This window comes from Reyranella humidisoli (genome assembly GCF_019039055.1).
Classification (GTDB): domain Bacteria; phylum Pseudomonadota; class Alphaproteobacteria; order Reyranellales; family Reyranellaceae; genus Reyranella; species Reyranella humidisoli.
Genome location: NZ_JAHOPB010000003.1, coordinates 281,091 through 299,136 on the forward strand (window position 1 = coordinate 281,091; position 18,046 = coordinate 299,136).

The window sequence follows — 18,046 nt, forward strand, 5'->3', positions numbered from 1 at the left end:
CCGCCGCCTATATGCTACGCCCCTTTTTGGTCCGGGACTGGGGAAAACATGACCGCCGACACGGATCTGGTAACGCGCCGGAAGCGTTTGCTGTACCGCAGCACCTATCGCGGCAACAAGGAGAACGACATCCTCCTTGGCCAATTCGCGCGCGCCCACATCGATGAATTCGGCGCCGCGGAGCTCGACCAGTACGAGCGCCTGCTTGAGGTGGGCGACAACGACATCTACGACTGGGTGTCGGGCAAGACCGCGGTTCCGGCCGATCACGACACGCCGGTGGTGCGCAAGCTTCTGGCGTTTCGCGTGAGGTTCTAGTGTCCCTGCCGTTCGTGAACGCCCTGGCAGCGATCCCCCGCAAGCAAGGCAAGTGGACGATCGCGGGCCTGCCCGAGGGCGCCGATGCGATGGTCCTCTCCGAGCTGGCGCGCGCGACCGGCGGTGCGGACATTCTGCACGTGGCGCGCGACGGGCAGCGGCTGGAACGGCTGCAGGACGGGCTGCGCTTCTTCAGCCCCGAACGTGAGGTGCTGGTGTTCCCGGCCTGGGATTGCCTGCCCTACGACCGCATGTCGCCGCATCCCGACATCGTGGCCGAGCGGCTGGAGACGTTGAGCCGGCTGGCGACCCCCAGGACGCCCGGCGCGCCGGCGCGGATCATCCTCGCCTCTGTGGGCGCGGCGCTGCAGCGGGTGCCACCCCGGAGCCTCTACGCCGAGGCCGCCACCATCCTGCGCAAGGGCCAGACGGTCGACGTGGCCTGGCTGACGAAGTTTCTCTCCGAGAACGGCTACGGCCGCGCCGAGACGGTCATGGAGCCGGGCGAATTCGCGGTGCGCGGCGGGCTGTTCGATCTCTTTCCGCCCGGCACGACCGAGCCGCTGCGCCTCGACCTTTTCGGTGACACGCTGGAAGCGATCCGCTCGTTCGACCCGATGAGCCAGCGCTCCACCGGCAATCGCGACGAGGTCGTGCTGCTGCCGGTCAGCGAGTTGCTGCTCACGCCCGAGAGCATCGAGCGCTTCCGTAGCGGCTATCGCGAGCTGTTCGGCAACGTCTCGGGCGAGGACCTGCTCTACGAGGCGGTGTCGGCCGGTCAACGCCATGTCGGTGTCGAGCACTGGCTGCCGCTGTTCCACGACCATATGGAGACGCTGCTCGACTATTGCCCCGGCGCCCTCGTCACGGCGGACCATGAGGCGGGCGAGGCCCTGACCGCGCGCTACGAGCTGATCGCAGACTACTACGACGCGCGCCAGAAGACCGGAGCCAAGGGCGGCATGACGGGGGGCGCGGATTACAAGCCCGTCCCGCCGGAACGGCTCTACATCAAGCCATCCGAGTGGGATCGGCTGCTGGAGGGCCGCACGCTCGCGCAGTTCTCGACGTTCGATTCTGCGCCAGGTGCTGTGAACACGATAGACCTCGGCGGCCGTCGCCACGAGGGCTTCGCCCAGGCGCGTACGGCGCAGGGCGTGAACCTGTTCGACAAGGTCGCCGAGCATGTGAAGGCCGCCAACGTCGCCGGCCGCCGCATCGTCGTTGCGGGCTACACCGACGGCTCGACGACCCGCCTGCAGCATCTCCTGCAGGAGCACGGCGCCACCACACCGGTGATGGCCGCCGATTACGCCATGGTGCAGGCGCTGCCGGCAGGTGTGCTGGCCATAGCGATCTGGCCGCTGGAGCATGGTTTCGTGCTCGACGGGCTGGAGGTCATCGGCGAGGAGGACATCCTCGGCGACCGCCTGTCGCGTCCCGCCAAGAAGCGGCGCCCCTCGGAGCGCTTCATCGCGGAAGCCTCGGCGCTGAGCGACGGCGACCTGGTGGTGCATCGCGAGCATGGCGTCGGCCGCTACGAGGGCCTGGTCACGCTCGAAATCCAGAACGCTCGTCACGACTGCCTTCGGCTGACCTATGAAGGCGGCGACAAGCTCTTCGTCCCGGTCGAGAACATCGACGTGCTGAGCCGCTATGGCGCGGGAGAGGAGGGCGCCGTCCTCGACCGTCTGGGCGGCGTCGCCTGGCAGTCGCGCAAGGCACGGCTGAAGCAGCGCATCGCCGACATGGCCGACCGCCTGATCCAGATCGCCGCCGAGCGCGCGATCCGGCGCGGCGAGACGCTGAGCCCGCCCGAGGGCCTCTACGAGGAATTCTGCGCGCGCTTCCCCTATGCCGAGACCGACGACCAGCTCCAGGCCATCTCCGACGTGATGGACGACCTGTCGTCGGGCAAGCCGATGGACCGGCTGGTCTGCGGCGATGTCGGCTTCGGCAAGACCGAGGTCGCCTTGCGCGCGGCCTTCGTGGCGGCCCTGTCGGGCAAGCAGGTGGCCGTGATCGGACCGACGACCCTGCTGGCCCGCCAGCATCACCGTACCTTCGTCGAGCGTTTCCAGGGCATGCCGGTGAACATCGGCCGCCTGTCGCGCCTGGTGCCGGCCAAGGAGGCCAAGGCCACCAAGGAAGGGCTGAAGGACGGCACCGTCAACATCGTGTGCGGCACGCACGCGCTGCTGGCCAAGAGCGTCGAGTTCAAGGATCTCGGCCTGCTCATCGTCGACGAGGAGCAGCATTTTGGCGTCGGCCACAAGGAGCGGCTGAAGGAGCTGCGCGCCGACGTCCATGTGCTGACACTGACCGCGACGCCGATCCCGCGCACGCTGCAGCTCGCTCTGACCGGCGTGCGCGACATGAGCCTGATCGCCACGCCGCCGGTCGATCGACTGGCGGTGCGCACCTTCATCACGCCCTTCGACGCCGTCACGATCCGCGAGGCGCTGCTGCGCGAGCAGTTCCGCGGCGGCCAGACTTTCTATGTGTGCCCGCGGGTCGAGGACCTGGCCTCGGTCGCGGCGGAGATCCGCGAGTTGGTGCCGGAGATTCGCCTGGGCATGGCGCACGGCAAGATGGCGCCGACCACCATCGAGAACACGATGCAGGATTTCGTCGAAGGCAAGTTCGACGTGCTGCTCTCGACCAACATCGTGGAAAGCGGCCTCGACATCCGCAATGCCAACACGATGATCATTCATCGCGCAGACATGTTTGGCCTCGCGCAGCTCTACCAGCTGCGCGGCCGGGTCGGCCGTGGCAAGACGCGCGCCTATGCCTATCTCACCGTACCGCCGGGACGGGCGTTGAACGAGTCGGCGGCCAAGCGCCTCGAGGTGATGCAGACGCTCGACACACTGGGCGCGGGTTTCCAGCTCGCCAGCCACGATCTCGACATCCGCGGCGCCGGCAACCTGCTGGGCGACGAACAGTCGGGACACATCCGGGAGGTCGGCATCGAGCTCTACCAGCAGCTCCTGGAGGAGGCCGTCGCGGCGGCGCGCGGCCGCTCGCAGGAAGCCGAGAAGTCGGAATGGTCGCCCCAGATCAATCTCGGCATTCCGGTTCTGATCCCCGAGGAGTACGTGGCCGATCTGTCGGTGCGCATGGGCCTCTACCGGCGTCTGGGCGGTCTCACCAACCAGGGCGAGATCGATTCCTTCGCCGCCGAACTGGTCGACCGGTTCGGCCGCATGCCGGTCGAGGCCGAATTCCTCCTGAACACCGTGGCCCTCAAGCTGCTTTGCCGCGCCGCCCAGGTCGAGAAGATCGACGCCGGCGAGAAGGCCGTCGTCTTCAGCTTCCACGACAACAAGTTCGAGCGACCCGACCGGCTGATCGGCTGGATCCAGAAAAACGCGCCGCTGGTGAAGCTCAGGCCCGACCACCGCGTGATCGTGATGCGCGTCTGGAAGGACGAGCGGCAGCGGCTTTCGGGCGTGACGTCGATCGTTTCTTCGCTGGCGAAGCTCGCCGCTTAGGCGACTTCTTCGGTCTGGGCTTCGCTTTCGGTTTCATCAGGGCCCTGGCCGTGCGCCGGGCGCAGCGCAGCAGCCAGTCGCTGAGGCGTGTATCGCCCGAGGCGCGCGCCAGGGTCACGGCGCCCACGGCGAGGATGGCGATGGCCGTTGCGTCGGCATCGAGCGCACGCCGCTTTCCCCTGGCAAGCTCGGCGATGACGCCATGGAGCACGTTGGCATAGGCGAGCCGCGCCGCCAGAGGCGCTCGCGCCACGTCGCCGGCGAGAGAGGCGAGGGCGCAGCCCTGCGCGCTGGCGGCGAGTGTCTCGCGGTCGAGATAGGCGTCCAGTACGGCTTCGGGTTTTTCGGCGGCGCGCAGCCTGGGCAGCAGCCCGTGCCCCATTCGCACGATCTCGGCGAACAGCGCCTCCTTCGACGTGAAGTGGGCATAGAAGGCGCCGCGCGTCAGCCCGGCCGCCAGCATGATGTCGTCGATGTTGGTTCCGGCGTGACCGCGCAGCCGGAACAGCCGCGCGGCGTGCTCGACGATCTCGGCCCGGATGGCGGCCTTGCGGGTGGCGCTGATGGGCATGATATGTCGATGATCATATCATATGATATCTGACATATGAAATGGCTGAATGCGCACGACCTCACCCTGAGGAGCGGCCGCAGGCCGCGTCTCGAAGGGTCGCTACAAACAAGGCGTGCGTTGCCCATCCTTCGAGACGCCACGCTAGGCGTGGCTCCTCAGGATGAGGTCAGTGGTGAATTGCCGAAGGTTGCTACGCGGTTGATTGTGCCGCGCTCGTGGCGGCGTCGCGTTCGGCGAGGTTGAAGACCTCGATGAAGGCGGGCGGGGGCTGGGCGCCGGAGACGGCGTACTTGCGGTTCACGATGAAGCAGGGCACGCCGTTGATGCCGAGACGTCGCGCATAGACGTCGGAGGCAACGACCTCCTGGCGGCCCTCGTCGCTGGCGAGGTGGTGGCGGGCGAGGTCCTCCTCGATGCCGGCGCGAACAGCGACCTCGATCAGCGTATCGCGATCGCCGATGTCGAGCCCTTCCTCGAAATAGGCCTTGAACAGCTCGCCCACGACCTCGTCCTGCCGCTCGACCTTGGCGCTCCAGTGGACCAGCCGGTGCGAGAGCACGGTGTTGGGGGTGCGCTTGATGCGTGAGAACTGGAATTCGATACCGGCCTCCCGGCCGCTCTCGGCAATCGCCTGGTAGATCTGGCGCGGCCGGTCGCCGCCGCCGAACTTGGCGCGGACATAGTCGTCGCGCGTCATGCCCTCGGCCGGCATGTCGGGGTTGAGCTGGAAGGGACGCCAGGCGATCGCGACGTCCGTGCGGCCGCTCTGCTCCAGCGCGCGCTCGAAGCGGCGCTTGCCGATGTAGCACCAGGGACAGATCGTATCGGAGACGATGTCGACGTAGATCATGGCGCGAGTTTATGCCTTTCGCGCCAGTGCAGGAAGAGGCCGGCGGCGGCGGCCACGGCGAGCGCCCCGGTGGTCAGCCAGGCCGCGCTCGGCCAGCCGCCGGCCGCCACAAGTGCGCCGGTGATGGGCGGACCGAGAAGGCCGCCGATGTTGGAGCCCTGCATCAGCAGGCCGGTCGAGGCACCGGCCAGTTCGGGGCGCGGGGCATGGACCGGGATGGCAGTGAACAGCGCGCCGGGCACGACCCCGATCACCGCCGAATAGACCCCGGCCAAGACGAGCCGCAGCAGGTCGGGCACGCCGCTCACGAAGATGCCTGCGGCGCACAGGCTCATCGAGAGGCAGGCGCCGACGATCACCGCCACCCTGGGGACGCCACGGTGCAGCAGCCAGCCGGCGCCGAGATTGCCGGTGACGTTCAGGATGGCGACGGCGGCGGTGACGATGGCGGCGGTCGAGGTCGAATAGCCCAGCCGCTCGGTCAGCAGGGTCGGCAGGAAGCCGATGATGGCGAACCAGCAGCAGGCATAAGCGCCGAAGCAGAGCGCGATCGCCAGCGGGCCGCCGCTGGTTGCCACTTCCTTCATCTCAGAAAGCAAAGGCCGGGGCGTGACCGGGAGCGGGTCAAGTTCGCGCCGGGGAACGGCCAGCAGCAGGAGCGCCGCGGCCATCAGCCCCGCCGCGGCCGCCGCGACGAGCCAGACGATGCGCCACGAGGTGCCGGGCAGCACGACGGCCGCGATCACCATCATGATGCCGGATCCGGCCGGCATGTAGGTGCTCCAGATCGCCATGGCGAGCCGCTGGTCGCCAGGGCGCGTGAGGCGCAGCAGCAGGCTCGGCACGGCCACCACGACGCTGATGAAGCCCAGCCCCTCGAGGATGCGACCGACCAGCAGCGAGTCGACATTGGGCGCGAAGGCTCCGGCGAGGCTCGCCCCGCCGGCCAGCAGCGTGCCGAAGATCGCCAGCCGTCGGTGGCCGATGCGGTCGGCCGTCAGTGCGATCGCCATGCCGCCCAGCGCCGTCATCAGGTTGATGACCGAGAGCAGCCAGCCCGCTTGTTCCAGCGTGGCGCCGAGATCGTCGCGGATCGACGGGAGGGCGGGGGGTGCCTTGCCGACCTGGAAGGCCGCGACCATGCCGGCCGCCACCAGCAGGGCGACCAGCGGCCATGGCGTGCGGGCAGGCGTCAGTATTGCACCCGCGCGGTGATGGCGCCGTCGACGACCATGTTGACGCCGGTGATGAACGAGGCGGGCGTGCCGGACAGAAACACGACGGCGTTCGCCACCTCTTGCGGCGTGCCCATGCGGCCGGTGGGGTTGCGTGCCAGCGAACGCTTGTAGCGGTCGCTGCCGGCGTCACGCTGGCGGCCCCAGGTGTTGCCGTCCTCGAGGATGGTGCCCGGCGAAACCATGTTGGCGCGCACGCCCTTCGGCGCCATCTCGATCGCCATCGACTTGATCATGGGCACCAGCGCGGCCTTCACCGAGCGGTAGGGCTGGGTGGGGCCGGCGACCTCGACCAGCGAGGTCGTGCCGATGATGGTGAGCGTGGCGCCGGACCCGCGCGCCTCCAGGTGAGGGCGGACGTTCAGCACCGCGTTCACCGTGGCGACGAGGTCGATCTCGATGGCCTTGCGCCAGCCCTCGACCGTGTTGTCGGTGCCGAGTGCGCTCACGTTGGCGACGAAATGGTCGATGCCGCCGTCGGCCGCGAAACCGTCGATCCACGCCTTCAGCGCGGCATTGTCGGTGACGTCGAGCGCGGTACCGGTGGCGCGGCCCTGCTGCGATCGCCATTCGGCCTCGCGCTCCCTGACCAGCGCCGCATCGCGAGCGCAAAATCCCACGACCGCGCCCTCGGCCAGGAAGGTGTCGACGATGGCGCGGCCGATGCTCTTCGTGCCGCCAGTTACCATCACGCGCTTGCCTTTGAGACCGAGGTCCATGTTTCCTCCGAACGGGTCGCTCGCCTATAAGGCCGGCATGAAACAGTGGAGCGTCCGGCATGTCCAAGCGATTCGACCTTAGCGGCAAAGTGGCCCTGGTGACCGGCGCCTCGTCTGGTCTCGGCGTGCATTTTGCGCGCACGCTCGCGGAAGCTGGCGCCTCGGTCGCCATCGCGGCGCGGCGCGCCGACCGGCTGGCCTCTCTTCAGGCGGAACTGCAACAGGGCGGCGCCAGGGCGCTGGCGGTCGATCTCGACGTGCAGTCGGCGGCGTCGATCGCGGCGGCCTTCGACAAGGTCGAGGCGGCTCTCGGGCCGGTCGACATACTGGTGAACAATGCCGGCATCTCGATCGTGAAGCCCGCACTCGACATGCCGGAAGCGGACTGGGATTCGGTCGTCGACACCAACCTGCGTGGCGCCTGGCTGATGACGCAGACGGCGGGCAAGCGCTGGGTGGCGGCCAAGCGGCCGGGCTCGATCGTCAACATCGCCTCGATCCTGGGTCTGCGCACGATCGGCCAGGTGGCGCCGTACAACGCCTCGAAGGCGGGTCTGATCCATCTCACGCGCGCGCTCGCTATGGAGTGGGCGCGCTACCAGATCCGCGTCAACGCGATCTGCCCCGGCTACATCGAGACCGAGATGAACGGCGACTTCTGGAAGACCCCGGGCGGCCAGCGCCTGATCGACCGCATTCCGCAGCGGCGCATCGGCCAGCCCGAGCATCTCGATGGCGCGCTGCTGCTGCTCGCGTCGGAAGCGGGCGCGTTCATGACCGGCAGCGTGATCACGGTCGACGGCGGCCACACGGTGAGTTCGCTGTAGCTCACCACCCGTTGATGCGGTCGTAGACGTCCACCACCGACCTGCCGCCGTCGAGGTCGCTGTCGACGACGTAGTAGCGGTCGTAGGCCGCAGCGGTGATGCAGGCGTGGTTGGGCAGGATGCGCACGCGCGTGCCTACGGGGAGGTTGCCGTAGGGCAGCGGTTCGTCGGCAGCGACGAAGCCGTGCTCCTGCGAGCATTCGATCACGGCCATGCCAGCCGCAGGCGGGTTGGCAATGGTGCCGTAGCCGACCTTGGGCTGGAATTCCTGCGCGCTGATGTCTTTCGAAAGGGCAAGCGCGCCGGCATCGACCAGCATCTGGTTGCGGTGCGGATAGTGGCCGATCACCGAGGCCAGCACCGAGAGCGCGATGTCGCCCGCGCCGCACGACCCGATATACTCCTGGTCGAGATCGTTGAAGACATAGACGCCCGGCCGCATCTCGGTGATGCCGGTGAAGTCGCGCGAATGCATCGCCGTCGGCGTCGAGCCGCCCGAGACGATCGGGCAGGGAATGCCGGCTGCGCGCAGCTTTTCCGCCGCAGTCACGATGGCCACGCGTTCCTGCTCGGCGACGCCCGCGATCCCGTCGGGCGTGCTCTGGTGATAGGAGTGACCGGCATGGGTCATGACGCCGGCGAGATCGACGCCCGGTGCCTCGTGCAGCACGCGCGCGATGTCGAGCAGGCCGGGCAGGGCGGGATAGGGAAGGCCGGCGCGGCCGCCGCCGCTGTCGATTTCGATGAATACGGAGAAGGTGTTGCTATCTTTCGCCGCCGTGGCGATAGCCTTCGCGACGGCGAGATTGTCGGTAACGACTCGCAGGTTCACGCCACGCCGGCGCAGTTCGGTCACGGCCGCGAGCTTCGCGGGGATGATACCGACGCCGTAGAGAATGTCCTTGAAGCCACCATCGGCGAAGTACCGCGCCTCGGCCAGGGTCGAGACGGTGATGCGCCCGTCATGGCCCTCGACGGCCATGCGGCCGATCTCGACCGACTTGGCGGTCTTGAGATGGGGGCGCAGCATCACACCGGCCTTTTGAAGGCGCTCGCTCATGCGCTTGAGGTTGCGGCGCAGGATCGCCCGGTCGAGAATGAGCGCGGGAGTCGGCAGGTCGTCGATTGTCTGTGTAGCCATGGTGGCGATTCTAGCATGCCGATCGAAAACGAGCGCAAATTTGTCCTGAACGAACAGGCGACGGACCTGGAGGCGGAGCTGGGCCGGCGGCCGGGCGTCGCGCGCCATCTGCTGCGGCAGGCCTATCTCGATGCGCCGGGCCTGCGCATCCGCTCCCTGGAAGGCGACGGTGGGACCGAGCACGTCTTCACATACAAGCGCACCATTGAGGGGCAGGTCGTCGAGATCGAGACCGGCCTCAGCGCCATCGACTTCGCGCGCTTGTGGACGCAGCGCAAGGAGACACTGGTCAAGGTCCGCTACTCATGGAGCGAAGGCCGCTATCACTGGGACGTCGACTTCTTCAAGCGCGACGACGCCTCGACCTATTTCGCCATGGCCGAGGTCGAGATGCCGGAAGAGCAGAACGAGCCACCGCCGCTGCCGGATTTCCTGGCAGCGCATCTGCTGATGACGGCGCCGGCGTTGGACCCGCGCTTCACCTCCAAGCGCATTGCCGACCAGACGCATGCCACCAAGCTGCTCGCCGACATTCGGGCGAACGGCGGGATCGCCTAGCTCTTCCGTGGCCTGATCCTCGGCAGTGTCACCAGCGACCAGGGATCGGGGAACTGGCCGACCGGGCAGTCGATCAGGAGCGGCACGCCCTTGGCGATGCCGCGCGAGATCGCCGCGCTCAGTTCGTCGGGCGATCCGACACGCACCGCATCGATGCTAAAGCTCTCGGCCATCTTCACGAAGTCCGGATTGCGCAGGTCCGTGGCGATGGTGCGGTTGTTGAACGACTGCTGCTGGATGCGCTTCACGTTGCCGAAGGCACCGTCGCTGAACACCACGGCCACGACGCCGATCCCGTGCTGGGCGGCCGTCGCCATCTCCATCGCGGTGAACATGAATCCGCCGTCGCCGCTGATCGACAGCACGGCGCTGTCGGGCTTGGCGATCTTGGCGCCGAGCGAGGTCGCGTAGCCCCAGCCCAGCGTGCCCTGGTAGCCGGGCGACAGGAAGGTGCGCGGCCTGTAGGTCGGCCAGGCGAAGCGGGCGGCGTAGCCCATCTGCGTCAGCTCATCGACCAGGATGCCGTCCTCGGGCAGGGCTTTTCGCATGGCTTCGAGGTAGGCGATCTGCGGCGCCAGCAGGTCGCGGATCTTCTTCGTGGACGCTGCCTTGATCTCGGCAACCTGCTCGGCCCGGCCGTTGCGCTTCATGTTGTGCTTGGCCAAACGATCGGCCAGCACCCTCAGCGTCGCCGTGGCGTCGCCCACGATTCCGATCTCCGGCTTGCGCTGGCGGTCGAGTTCCTCGCTGTCGGCATCGATGCGGATGATCTTCAGCGTGTCGTCGATGCCCCAGTTCTGCTGCTGCGGCTGCAGGCGTGTGCCGACGGCCAGCACGACATCGGCCTCGCCCCAGAACTGGTAGCCGGCCGGCGAGGTGATAGAGAGGCGATGGCGGCCGTCGATCACGCCCTGGCCCATGCGGCCGGTCATCACGGGCGCATCGAGCAGCTCGGCGATGCGCTGCACGTATTCACCCGCACCTTGGGCGCCCCCGCCGACGACAATCATCGGACGCTCGGCACCGCCCAGCAGCCTGGCGGCGCGCTCGACCGCGTCCTCGTCAACCGGGCAGGGATCGGCCAGCGCGGCCGTGCCGATCAGCTCGACTGGCGCACGACGCGCCCAGGTGTCCATCGCGCATTCGAGAGCGACCGGACGCTGGCGTCCCGAGAGCAGGCGGCGGAAGGCTTCATTCACAAGCCCGGGCGCGGCGCTTGGCGAGGGGATGCGGTCGGCCCACTTGGTGAGGCCGCGCATGATCGCCAGCTGGTCGGGCAGCTCATGCAACAAGCCGACGTTGCGACCGATCATCGACTGCTGGATCTGGCCCGTGAGCGCCAGCACCGGCGCATTGACCGCATAGGCGGTCGACAGCGCCGCCGTCGTGTTGAGAAAGCCCGGCCCGGGCACGACCACGTAGGCAGAGGGCTTGCCGGAGGCCATCGCATAGCCCAGCGCCATGTAGGCGCAGGCCTGCTCGTGGCGCGCGTGGATCGGCCGGATGGCGTTGGTGCGATCGTAGAGGGCGTCGAAGAACGGGTCGTTCTGGACGCCGGGAAGGCAGAAGAGGGTGTCGATGCCGTTCACTTCCAGCATCGACACGACGGTTTGGGCGGTGGTGAGGGTTTGCATGCCCTCAGTCTACACGCGCCAGGCCGGGTTCGCGCTACTCCACGCGCGCGCCCGATGCCTTGATGATCGGCGCGAGACGGGCTTCCTCGGAATCGCGGTAGGCCAGGGTGTCGGCCGGGCTGCGCCAGATTGCAATGGCGGCCTGGTCGAAGAACTTGGCCTTGAGGTCTTCGCTCTCCAGCGCCTTCTTCGACAGATCCGACAGTCGGGTGACGATCTCGGGCGGCAGCTTCGCGGGGCCCGTGAGCGTGGTCCACGAGTTGATGTCGAAGCCCGGCAGGGTCTCGGCGATGGCGGGCACGTCCGGCACGACCGGGCTGCGCTTGGCGGAGGTTACGCCTAGCGCCCGTACCTTGCCGGGGCGCGCCTGGGCCAGCGCGCCGGGGATGTTGTCGAAGATCATGTGGATCTGGCCGGCCAGCAGGTCCTGCATCGCGGGGCCGCCACCGCGATAGGGGACATGGATGATGTCGACCTTGGCCATGAGCTTGAACAGCTCGCCCGACAGGTGCAGCGTCGTGCCCGATCCGGCCGAGCCGTAGGAATACTTGCCGGGGTTCTTGCGCAGGAGCTCGATCAGCTCAGGCACGGTCTTGGCCGGCACATCGAGATTGACCACCAGCATGTTGGGCAACTGCCACATCGTCGAAATGAATGTGAAGTCGGTCCTGGCGTTGAACGGCAGCTTCGCATAGAGCGTCGGCGAGATGGCATGGCTGGCGATGCCGCCGAGGCCCAGCGTGTAGCCGTCGGGCGGTGACTGGGCGAGGGCGTCCATGCCGACATTGCCGCCGGAGCCACCCTTGTTCTCGACGATCCACTGCTGCCCGCTCAGCTCGCTCATCTTGGCGCAGAACATGCGCGACAGCGTGTCGGTGGCCCCGCCGGCCGGGAACGGATTGATGTAGCGGATGGTCTTGTTTGGATAGGTGCCCTGGGCCTTCACGAGGGCCGGAGCGGCGAGGGTTGCCGCGGCGATTCCGCCCACGACCGTGCGGCGTCCGATCAGACGCTTGCCGATTGTCATTTCTTGTTTCCTCCCTTTGACGGCAGGGAGCGTGCCAAAAACCGGGCCTGCCGTCGATGGGGGAGGCCCGAATGCCTTGATAAAGTCCCGGGATTGTGTCCGGTTTGGGGCGTAGCCGGCCTTGCCACTGCCTTCCAAATATCTGAAAAGTCGCCTCCATTGGGTACATTCGCCGATCAGGTGCAAAATGGCTTTGGGGGCCATCGCGCACCGGCAAGAGGAATGGTCATGTGGGGTTTTGAGCGTTGGGTCGCAGCGCGCTGGGTTGCCCGCGGCGCTGCCTTGGGAGCGCTGTGTTCCGTGGCCGCGACGCCGCTCGTGGCGCAGCAGCGGCCTGCAAGCCAGCCTGTACCGGCAGGCCAGGCGCAGCCCGCGCCCGCGCAAGCCGGGCCCGCCCAGCCGGCGCAGCAGACCGCGACGAGGAAGGCCAGGAAGCCGGGCGAGCCCTCGGAAGTCGATGTCTGCTACGGCATGACCGGCGCCAGCGCGGAGGGCAAGATCGAGGCCTGCACCGACGTGATCGACAATGGCCTGGCTTCGGGCGGCGCGCTCGCGCTTGCCTATCTCCATCGCGGCATGTCGTGGAAAGGGCCCGACAGCGACAAGCGCTCCAAGTCCGACTTTCGCACGGCCGTGCGCATGTACAACGACGCCGTCATGGCGCAGCCGCTCAACCCGCATCTCTACATCCAGCGCGGCGTCGTGCATCAGACGATCGGCGAGGCCGATCGTGCGATCATCGACTACAGCGATGCCATACGGCTCGCGCCGCGCGATACGCTTCCGCTGATCAACCGCGGCGTCGTGCTCTATACGCGCAAGGACAACAACGAGGGCGCGATCGCCGACTTCAACTCGGCGCTCAAGATCAACAACAAGGAAATCAGCGCCTGGACCAACCGCGGCATCGTCTATCGCAAGAAGGGCGACGTTAACCAGGCCATCGCGGACTTCACCACGGCCATCAAGATCCTGCCGGAGAAAATCCAGCCGGTATCGCTCACGATCGTGCCCGACTCGGTCACCAGCCAGCTCGCCAAGTCGCCGCAGCAGGAGGCCAACCGCATCGCGCTGCAGGCCGCCTTCGTCCATTTCCAGCGGGGCCTCGCCTGGTACGACAAGAACGACTACGACAAGGCGATTGCCGACTTCTCCGAGTCGATCCGCCTCAATCCGCGCGACGGCGCGCCCTGGGTCGGCCGCGGCGCGGCGTACATGTACAAGAACGACCTGAAGCAGGCGATTGCCGACTTCACGGAAAGCATCAGGCTGGCGCCCGGCCAGGCCTTCGCCCACATGCAGCGCGGCATCGCCTATCATCGCATCGGCGATTCCGACAACGCGCTCGCCGACTACACCGCCGCCCATGAACTCACGCCCAAGGACCCGAACCCGCTCGTCAATCGCGGGATCGTCTACTACACGAAGAAGGGCAAGTTCGAGGAGGCGGTCGCCGACTTCGATCTGGCGCTGAAGCTCAATCCAAAGGAAGTGAACGCCCTGATCAACCGTGGCGTCACGTGGCGGCAGCGCAACGATCCGGACCGCGCCATCACCGACTTCACGGAGGCCGTCCGGCTCGGGCTGCAGACGTCCGAGATCCTGAAGCTCACGCAGAAGGACAAGGACGGAAAGAAGGATCCGGCGGCGGCGCAGACCGCCGACCAGGTGGCCAATGCCTACTACCAGCGCGGCATGGCGATGATCGACAAGCAGGAGTACGAGGCGGCGGTCAAGGATTTCGAGGCCGCGCTAGAGATTAACGACAAGGAGCCGCGCGCCTATCTCGGACGCGGTGCCACCTACCTCAAGATGGACAAGACGGAACAGGCGGTGGCCGACCTCGACCGCGCCATCGAACTCGCGCCGGGCATGGCTTTCGCATACTTCGAGCGTGGCGCCGCCTATCACCGCATCGACAACTACGACAAGGCGATTGCCGACTACACGGCCTCGATCGAAATCGATCCCAAGGAACCGCTGGCCTATATCAACCGCGGCATGTCGAAGATCTTCAAGGACCGGATCGACGAGGCGATCGCCGACTTCGATGCCGCCCTCAAGATCAGCCCCGATGACATCAATGGGCTGATCCAGCGCGGCTTCGCCTACGGCCTGAAGAAGGACTATCCGCGGGCGCTCGCCGACATCGACGATGCGCTGCGCCTGTCACCGGGCAATCCGACGGCGCTTTACTACCGCGCGCAGGTCATGGCGTTCCGCGGCGATGCCGGCCGCGCAATCGAGGACTACACGCAGGCTGTCAAGACCGACCAGAAGAACCCGCGCATCTATGCCAGCCGTGCCAATCTCTACAGTAACCTGGGTGAATACGAGAACGCGATCGAGGACCTCGACCAGGCGATCCGGCTGCGCCCTCGCGATGCCAACCTGTACCTCAACCGCGGCATCGCCTACTTCAACAAGAGCGATTACGCCAAAGCCGTATCTGACTATGACGAGGCCCTGAAGCTCGATCCGAAGATGTCGCCGGCGCTGAACAACCGTTGCCTCACTCGGGCCGTGATGGGCTCCAATCTCGAGGGGGCGCTGGCCGACTGCAACGAGGTGCTGAAGCTTGTGCCGAACGATCCTTACGCGCACGACAATATCGGGCTGATCAATCTCAAGATGAAGCAGTACGACAAGGCGATCGCGCAGTACAATCTGTCGCTCCAGACAGATCCCGACCGCGCCCGCGCTCTCTACGGCCGCGGGCTCGCCCGGGCGCGCAATGGCCAGGGGCCGGCCGGTATTTCGGATATGTCGACCGCGTCGGGCATCCAGCCGAACATCGCCGAGGAGTTCAAGCGCTACGGCGTCAACTGAAGCCGCGCGTTGTGCGCGCTCCGGCTTCCCGATTATGAAGGAAGCCGGAGCGGCGCGATTGTCGGCGTCCTCCCAACCCAAAAGGGGGATACGACATGTTCTTCAACGGCTACATTGCCTCCACCGACCTCATCGCCATCGCACTCGTGGTGATCTTCGGCCTGCTTGCCCTCGTGCGGCGCCAGCGCCTGTGGCTCGCCGCCGCAACGATCGTGGTGGTGATCTGGGCCGTGATCCGCTTCATACGCCCCTTCTGAAGGTCGTCGGCGAGGCTAGTCGGCGACGGCGCCGGAGTCCTTCACCGCCTTGCCCCACTTGGGCACGTCGCGCTGCAGCACCTCGGTCAGACCTTGCGGCGATGAGGCCACCACCTCGAGGCCGATCTTCGCCAAGCGTTCGCGCGTCTCAGGCTCGCGCAACGTCGCGGTGATCTCCTGGTTCAGCTTGGCCACGATGTCGGCCGGGATGCCGGGCGGGCCCATGATCGCGAGCCAGCTGTCGCCCTCGAAGGCGATGCCGCCTTCTGCGAAGGTCGGCACGTCGGGCAGGGCGGGCGAGCGCTTCGAGGAGGCCACGCCCAGCGCGCGAACCTTGCCGGACTGGATGTGCGGCAGAGCGGTATTGACGCTGACCGCCGTCATCTGCACTTCGCCCGAGAGCAGCGCCTGCACCGCCGGCGCACCGCCCTTGTAGGGCACGTGCACCATGTCGAGCCCGCCCGCGGCGGTGCGGAACAGCTCGATCGTGAGGTGCGAGCCGTTACCCGTTCCCGCCGAGGAGTAGGTGAGCTTGCCGGGCTGGCTCTTCACCAGCGCCACGAACTCCTTCGGCGTCTGCGCCGGCACCGAGGGATGAATCATGATTACCGTGGGGAAGGTGGCGGCCAGCATGACCGGCGTGAAGTCCTTGAAGACATCGTAGGAGAGCTTGCTGCCGTAGAGCGTCGGCGCGATGGCGTGCGTGCCGTTGTCGGCCACCACCAGCGTGTAGCCGTCGGGGGTGCTCTTGGAGACCAGCGCGCTGCCCACAGTCCCGCCGGCGCCGGTGCGGTTCTCGACCACGACCTGCTGCCCGATCCGCTCGCCGAGCTTCTGCGCCAGGATGCGGGCAAAGGTGTCGGAGTTGCCGCCCGGCGCATGTGGCGCCACCAGCCGGATGGTCCTCGACGGGAAGGGTGTGCCCTGCGCGAAGGCCGGCCACGCGCCCGCGGCGGCCGACGCACCGAAGAGTCCCAGCGCCTGGCGGCGAGTCGTCCTCGTCATTCCTGCTTCCTCCCGTTCTGCTTTTGCCGGAAGGCTAGCACGGCGCCGGATTCGACTCACGCGCACCCATGACCACGACAGCAACCGGCGCGGCCTGACCCGAGCTCGACGCCGGGACGATCCGCCGTTCCACGAGGTCACCTAGCTCACGGTGACGGTGCGGCATGCGCGGCAGGCCACTCCCGCCGGAACGCACCGCCCCACGCCCTTGCACATTTGAAGAACGTTGAGTGAGAATGAGCGCTGAAACCGCAGAGCCGCTCAGCCCCCGATGAAAACCTCACGCGTACTGGCTTCGATTTTGTTGTTCGCCATAGGCCTTTTCCCTCATGCCGGTAATTCTCAGGGCATGCTGGTCGGCGCCGGCGGCCTTCAATGCTCTCAGATCACTACGGAAGAGGGCACCCATCGCGATGCAATGAATTGGCTCATCGGCTACCTCTTCGCCCGAGATCTTGAGGGCAATCCGGCCGGTGAGGCGGGCTATGTTCTCAAAGATCGCACATCCGAAGAACTTCTAACCCAATTGATCGCAACATGCCGGGCGCATCCATCTTTCAAACTGGAGCGTGCCGCTATTGAACTTCATTGGCAGCTCACGGCGGCGAAGAGAAAATTGCGGTAAAAAGCTGCGGTCATGTCGGCCTGTGAGCGTGCTTCAGCTCTAAAGTCACCTGCTGGACAAGCGCGACGACGAGACCTCGGAGGCCATCAATGCGGCGATCAGCGCGGTCGACATGACCCATTCGGGGGCAATTCGGCTTTCGTTCCGGCGCAGCCTCCGGTAAAAGGCCCGGAATTACAGGCCTTTTGGCGGTCTAGTGGATGGGTGGCCGAGCGGTTTAAGGCACCGGTCTTGAAAACCGGCGTGGGTTCACGCCCACCGTGGGTTCGAATCCCACCCCCTCCGCCATATTGCCGGCACCTCAGCCGCCCTGTTCCCGCCGGATGGCTTCGCGACGCAGCATGGCGCGCCATTCTGCGGGTGAGACGCATTTGTGGCCGTGGACGCCCAGCTTGCGTTCCATGGCCTCGCGCTCCTCGGAGGCGTAGCGCTCCTTGCTGCCAGGCAGGCTCCACGCCCAGCCGGCGGCGACCATCTTCTCCTGCAGATCGTCTTCACCTGCGAAGCACTGCGCCACCGGCGGATTGGTCTTCTTGTCGGTGTCGACCAGCCTGCAGTTGACCGGGCGGCCGGAGATGAAATCCTCCAGCGCCTTGCGCGCCAGCAGGCCGGCGCGCCACTGGCCGTCGTCGCAGGTCTGGCTGCGCTCCGGTGCGTCGATGCCGAAAAGGCGGACGGTTTGCGGGCCGAACCTGACCGTGTCGCCATCCACCACGGTGAATCGCGGCTTCGGCACCGGCGGCAGGACGGTGTCGTCGTCCGCGGACTGGGCGGCGGCGCTGGCCGTCATGGCCGTCATGGCCATCGTGGCGAGGAGGGCGGCGATTGCGACGGTTGGCCAGGAGTTTTCTTTGGACGACATGAATTGTGCGGCGGCGGTTCTGATGGGCGGCTTATAGCACCGCACAACGCATCTGCCTGTGCCCTCGTGGTCACACCCGCACTCTATC

Annotated in this window: 16 protein-coding genes and 1 tRNA gene; 8 read left to right on the top strand and 9 right to left on the bottom strand. The window is 66.9% G+C overall.

Features of this window, described 5'->3' with window-relative positions:
- The first annotated feature begins 48 nt into the window (after window positions 1–48).
- Both KQ910_RS24880 and mfd read left to right on the top strand, forming a co-directional pair.
- A complete protein-coding gene (locus tag KQ910_RS24880) occupies window positions 49–318 on the top strand; it encodes an FAD assembly factor SdhE (protein ID WP_216966398.1) in 270 nt (89 codons plus the stop codon).
- Entirely contained in the window at window positions 318–3,815 is a 3,498-nt protein-coding gene (gene mfd / locus KQ910_RS24885) for a transcription-repair coupling factor (RefSeq protein WP_369408441.1), read from the top strand. The genes KQ910_RS24880 and mfd overlap by 1 nt, the downstream gene beginning before the upstream one ends.
- Here mfd and KQ910_RS24890 read toward each other — a convergent pair.
- The 4 genes from KQ910_RS24890 to KQ910_RS24905 form a co-directional block, all read right to left on the bottom strand.
- Window positions 3,709–4,386 carry a TetR/AcrR family transcriptional regulator gene (locus KQ910_RS24890; RefSeq protein ID WP_216966400.1) on the bottom strand — a complete coding sequence of 226 codons (678 nt, stop codon included), beginning with the start codon at window positions 4,384–4,386 and terminating at the stop codon, window positions 3,709–3,711. The two genes, mfd and KQ910_RS24890, sit on opposite strands and share 107 nt — an antisense overlap.
- A gap of 193 nt (window positions 4,387–4,579) precedes the next feature.
- On the bottom strand, window positions 4,580–5,239 hold the full coding sequence (locus KQ910_RS24895; protein WP_216966402.1) for a DsbA family oxidoreductase: 660 nt from the start codon (window positions 5,237–5,239) through the stop codon (window positions 4,580–4,582).
- The gene (locus KQ910_RS24900) at window positions 5,236–6,381 is read right to left on the bottom strand and encodes an MFS transporter (protein ID WP_216966403.1); all 1,146 of its coding nucleotides are present in this window, start codon (window positions 6,379–6,381) and stop codon (window positions 5,236–5,238) included. Before KQ910_RS24900 ends, KQ910_RS24895 begins: the two co-directional genes overlap by 4 nt.
- A 50-nt stretch (window positions 6,382–6,431) precedes the next feature.
- Window positions 6,432–7,193 (bottom strand): SDR family NAD(P)-dependent oxidoreductase, encoded by a 762-nt coding sequence (locus KQ910_RS24905; RefSeq protein ID WP_216966405.1) that lies wholly within the window; start codon window positions 7,191–7,193, stop codon window positions 6,432–6,434.
- A 59-nt stretch (window positions 7,194–7,252) separates the two neighbouring features.
- Here KQ910_RS24905 and KQ910_RS24910 point away from each other — a divergent pair, with 59 nt between their 5' ends.
- On the top strand, window positions 7,253–8,020 hold the full coding sequence (locus tag KQ910_RS24910; RefSeq protein ID WP_216966407.1) for an SDR family NAD(P)-dependent oxidoreductase: 768 nt from the start codon (window positions 7,253–7,255) through the stop codon (window positions 8,018–8,020).
- Between the two features lies 1 nt (window position 8,021).
- Here KQ910_RS24910 and KQ910_RS24915 read toward each other — a convergent pair whose 3' ends face one another.
- Complete coding sequence (locus KQ910_RS24915; RefSeq protein WP_216966410.1) at window positions 8,022–9,161, bottom strand: alanine racemase; 1,140 nt, start codon at window positions 9,159–9,161, stop codon at window positions 8,022–8,024.
- A 15-nt stretch (window positions 9,162–9,176) separates the two neighbouring features.
- Between KQ910_RS24915 and KQ910_RS24920 the strand changes: the two genes are divergently transcribed.
- Window positions 9,177–9,719, top strand: a complete 543-nt coding sequence (locus KQ910_RS24920; protein WP_216966412.1) for a CYTH domain-containing protein — start codon at window positions 9,177–9,179, stop codon at window positions 9,717–9,719.
- Here the strand turns inward: KQ910_RS24920 and KQ910_RS24925 are convergent.
- Window positions 9,716–11,353, bottom strand: a complete 1,638-nt coding sequence (locus tag KQ910_RS24925; RefSeq protein WP_216966414.1) for a thiamine pyrophosphate-dependent enzyme — start codon at window positions 11,351–11,353, stop codon at window positions 9,716–9,718. The two genes, KQ910_RS24920 and KQ910_RS24925, sit on opposite strands and share 4 nt — an antisense overlap.
- A gap of 34 nt (window positions 11,354–11,387) precedes the next feature.
- Window positions 11,388–12,380: a Bug family tripartite tricarboxylate transporter substrate binding protein gene (locus KQ910_RS24930; RefSeq protein ID WP_216966416.1), complete on the bottom strand. Its 993-nt coding sequence runs from the start codon at window positions 12,378–12,380 to the stop codon at window positions 11,388–11,390.
- Window positions 12,381–12,680: 300 nt separating this feature from the next.
- Here KQ910_RS24930 and KQ910_RS24935 point away from each other — a divergent pair, with 300 nt between their 5' ends.
- Both KQ910_RS24935 and KQ910_RS24940 read left to right on the top strand, forming a co-directional pair.
- A complete protein-coding gene (locus tag KQ910_RS24935) occupies window positions 12,681–15,209 on the top strand; it encodes a tetratricopeptide repeat protein (protein WP_216966418.1) in 2,529 nt (842 codons plus the stop codon).
- A gap of 95 nt (window positions 15,210–15,304) precedes the next feature.
- Entirely contained in the window at window positions 15,305–15,466 is a 162-nt protein-coding gene (locus KQ910_RS24940) for a hypothetical protein (protein WP_216966420.1), read from the top strand.
- A gap of 15 nt (window positions 15,467–15,481) precedes the next feature.
- Here the strand turns inward: KQ910_RS24940 and KQ910_RS24945 are convergent, their stop codons facing one another.
- Window positions 15,482–16,471, bottom strand: coding sequence for a Bug family tripartite tricarboxylate transporter substrate binding protein (locus tag KQ910_RS24945; RefSeq protein WP_216966422.1), 990 nt, complete (start codon window positions 16,469–16,471; stop codon window positions 15,482–15,484).
- Between the two features lie 271 nt (window positions 16,472–16,742).
- On the opposite strand from KQ910_RS24945, the gene KQ910_RS24950 reads away from it, so the two are divergent.
- Together KQ910_RS24950 and KQ910_RS24955 are read left to right on the top strand one after the other, a co-directional pair.
- A complete protein-coding gene (locus KQ910_RS24950) occupies window positions 16,743–17,096 on the top strand; it encodes a hypothetical protein (protein WP_216966424.1) in 354 nt (117 codons plus the stop codon).
- A 198-nt stretch (window positions 17,097–17,294) separates the two neighbouring features.
- Window positions 17,295–17,384: transfer RNA gene (locus KQ910_RS24955), tRNA-Ser, on the top strand.
- Between the two features lie 13 nt (window positions 17,385–17,397).
- Here the strand turns inward: KQ910_RS24955 and KQ910_RS24960 are convergent.
- Window positions 17,398–17,958: a thermonuclease family protein gene (locus tag KQ910_RS24960; protein ID WP_216966425.1), complete on the bottom strand. Its 561-nt coding sequence runs from the start codon at window positions 17,956–17,958 to the stop codon at window positions 17,398–17,400.
- Window positions 17,959–18,046: the final 88 nt, after the last annotated feature.

Bases quoted from the DNA above. Each gene is read 5' to 3' on its own strand.
- KQ910_RS24880 (WP_216966398.1), top strand. From the start codon at position 49: ATGACCGCCGACACGGATCTGGTAACGCGCCGGAAGCGTTTGCTGTAC.
- KQ910_RS24890 (WP_216966400.1), bottom strand. From the start codon at position 4,386: ATGCCCATCAGCGCCACCCGCAAGGCCGCCATCCGGGCCGAGATCGTC.
- KQ910_RS24895 (WP_216966402.1), bottom strand. From the start codon at position 5,239: ATGATCTACGTCGACATCGTCTCCGATACGATCTGTCCCTGGTGCTAC.
- KQ910_RS24900 (WP_216966403.1), bottom strand. From the start codon at position 6,381: ATGGTCGCGGCCTTCCAGGTCGGCAAGGCACCCCCCGCCCTCCCGTCG.
- KQ910_RS24905 (WP_216966405.1), bottom strand. From the start codon at position 7,193: ATGGACCTCGGTCTCAAAGGCAAGCGCGTGATGGTAACTGGCGGCACG.
- KQ910_RS24910 (WP_216966407.1), top strand. From the start codon at position 7,253: ATGTCCAAGCGATTCGACCTTAGCGGCAAAGTGGCCCTGGTGACCGGC.
- KQ910_RS24915 (WP_216966410.1), bottom strand. From the start codon at position 9,161: ATGGCTACACAGACAATCGACGACCTGCCGACTCCCGCGCTCATTCTC.
- KQ910_RS24920 (WP_216966412.1), top strand. From the start codon at position 9,177: ATGCCGATCGAAAACGAGCGCAAATTTGTCCTGAACGAACAGGCGACG.
- KQ910_RS24925 (WP_216966414.1), bottom strand. From the start codon at position 11,353: ATGCAAACCCTCACCACCGCCCAAACCGTCGTGTCGATGCTGGAAGTG.
- KQ910_RS24930 (WP_216966416.1), bottom strand. From the start codon at position 12,380: ATGACAATCGGCAAGCGTCTGATCGGACGCCGCACGGTCGTGGGCGGA.
- KQ910_RS24940 (WP_216966420.1), top strand. From the start codon at position 15,305: ATGTTCTTCAACGGCTACATTGCCTCCACCGACCTCATCGCCATCGCA.
- KQ910_RS24945 (WP_216966422.1), bottom strand. From the start codon at position 16,471: ATGACGAGGACGACTCGCCGCCAGGCGCTGGGACTCTTCGGTGCGTCG.
- KQ910_RS24950 (WP_216966424.1), top strand. From the start codon at position 16,743: ATGAAAACCTCACGCGTACTGGCTTCGATTTTGTTGTTCGCCATAGGC.
- KQ910_RS24960 (WP_216966425.1), bottom strand. From the start codon at position 17,958: ATGTCGTCCAAAGAAAACTCCTGGCCAACCGTCGCAATCGCCGCCCTC.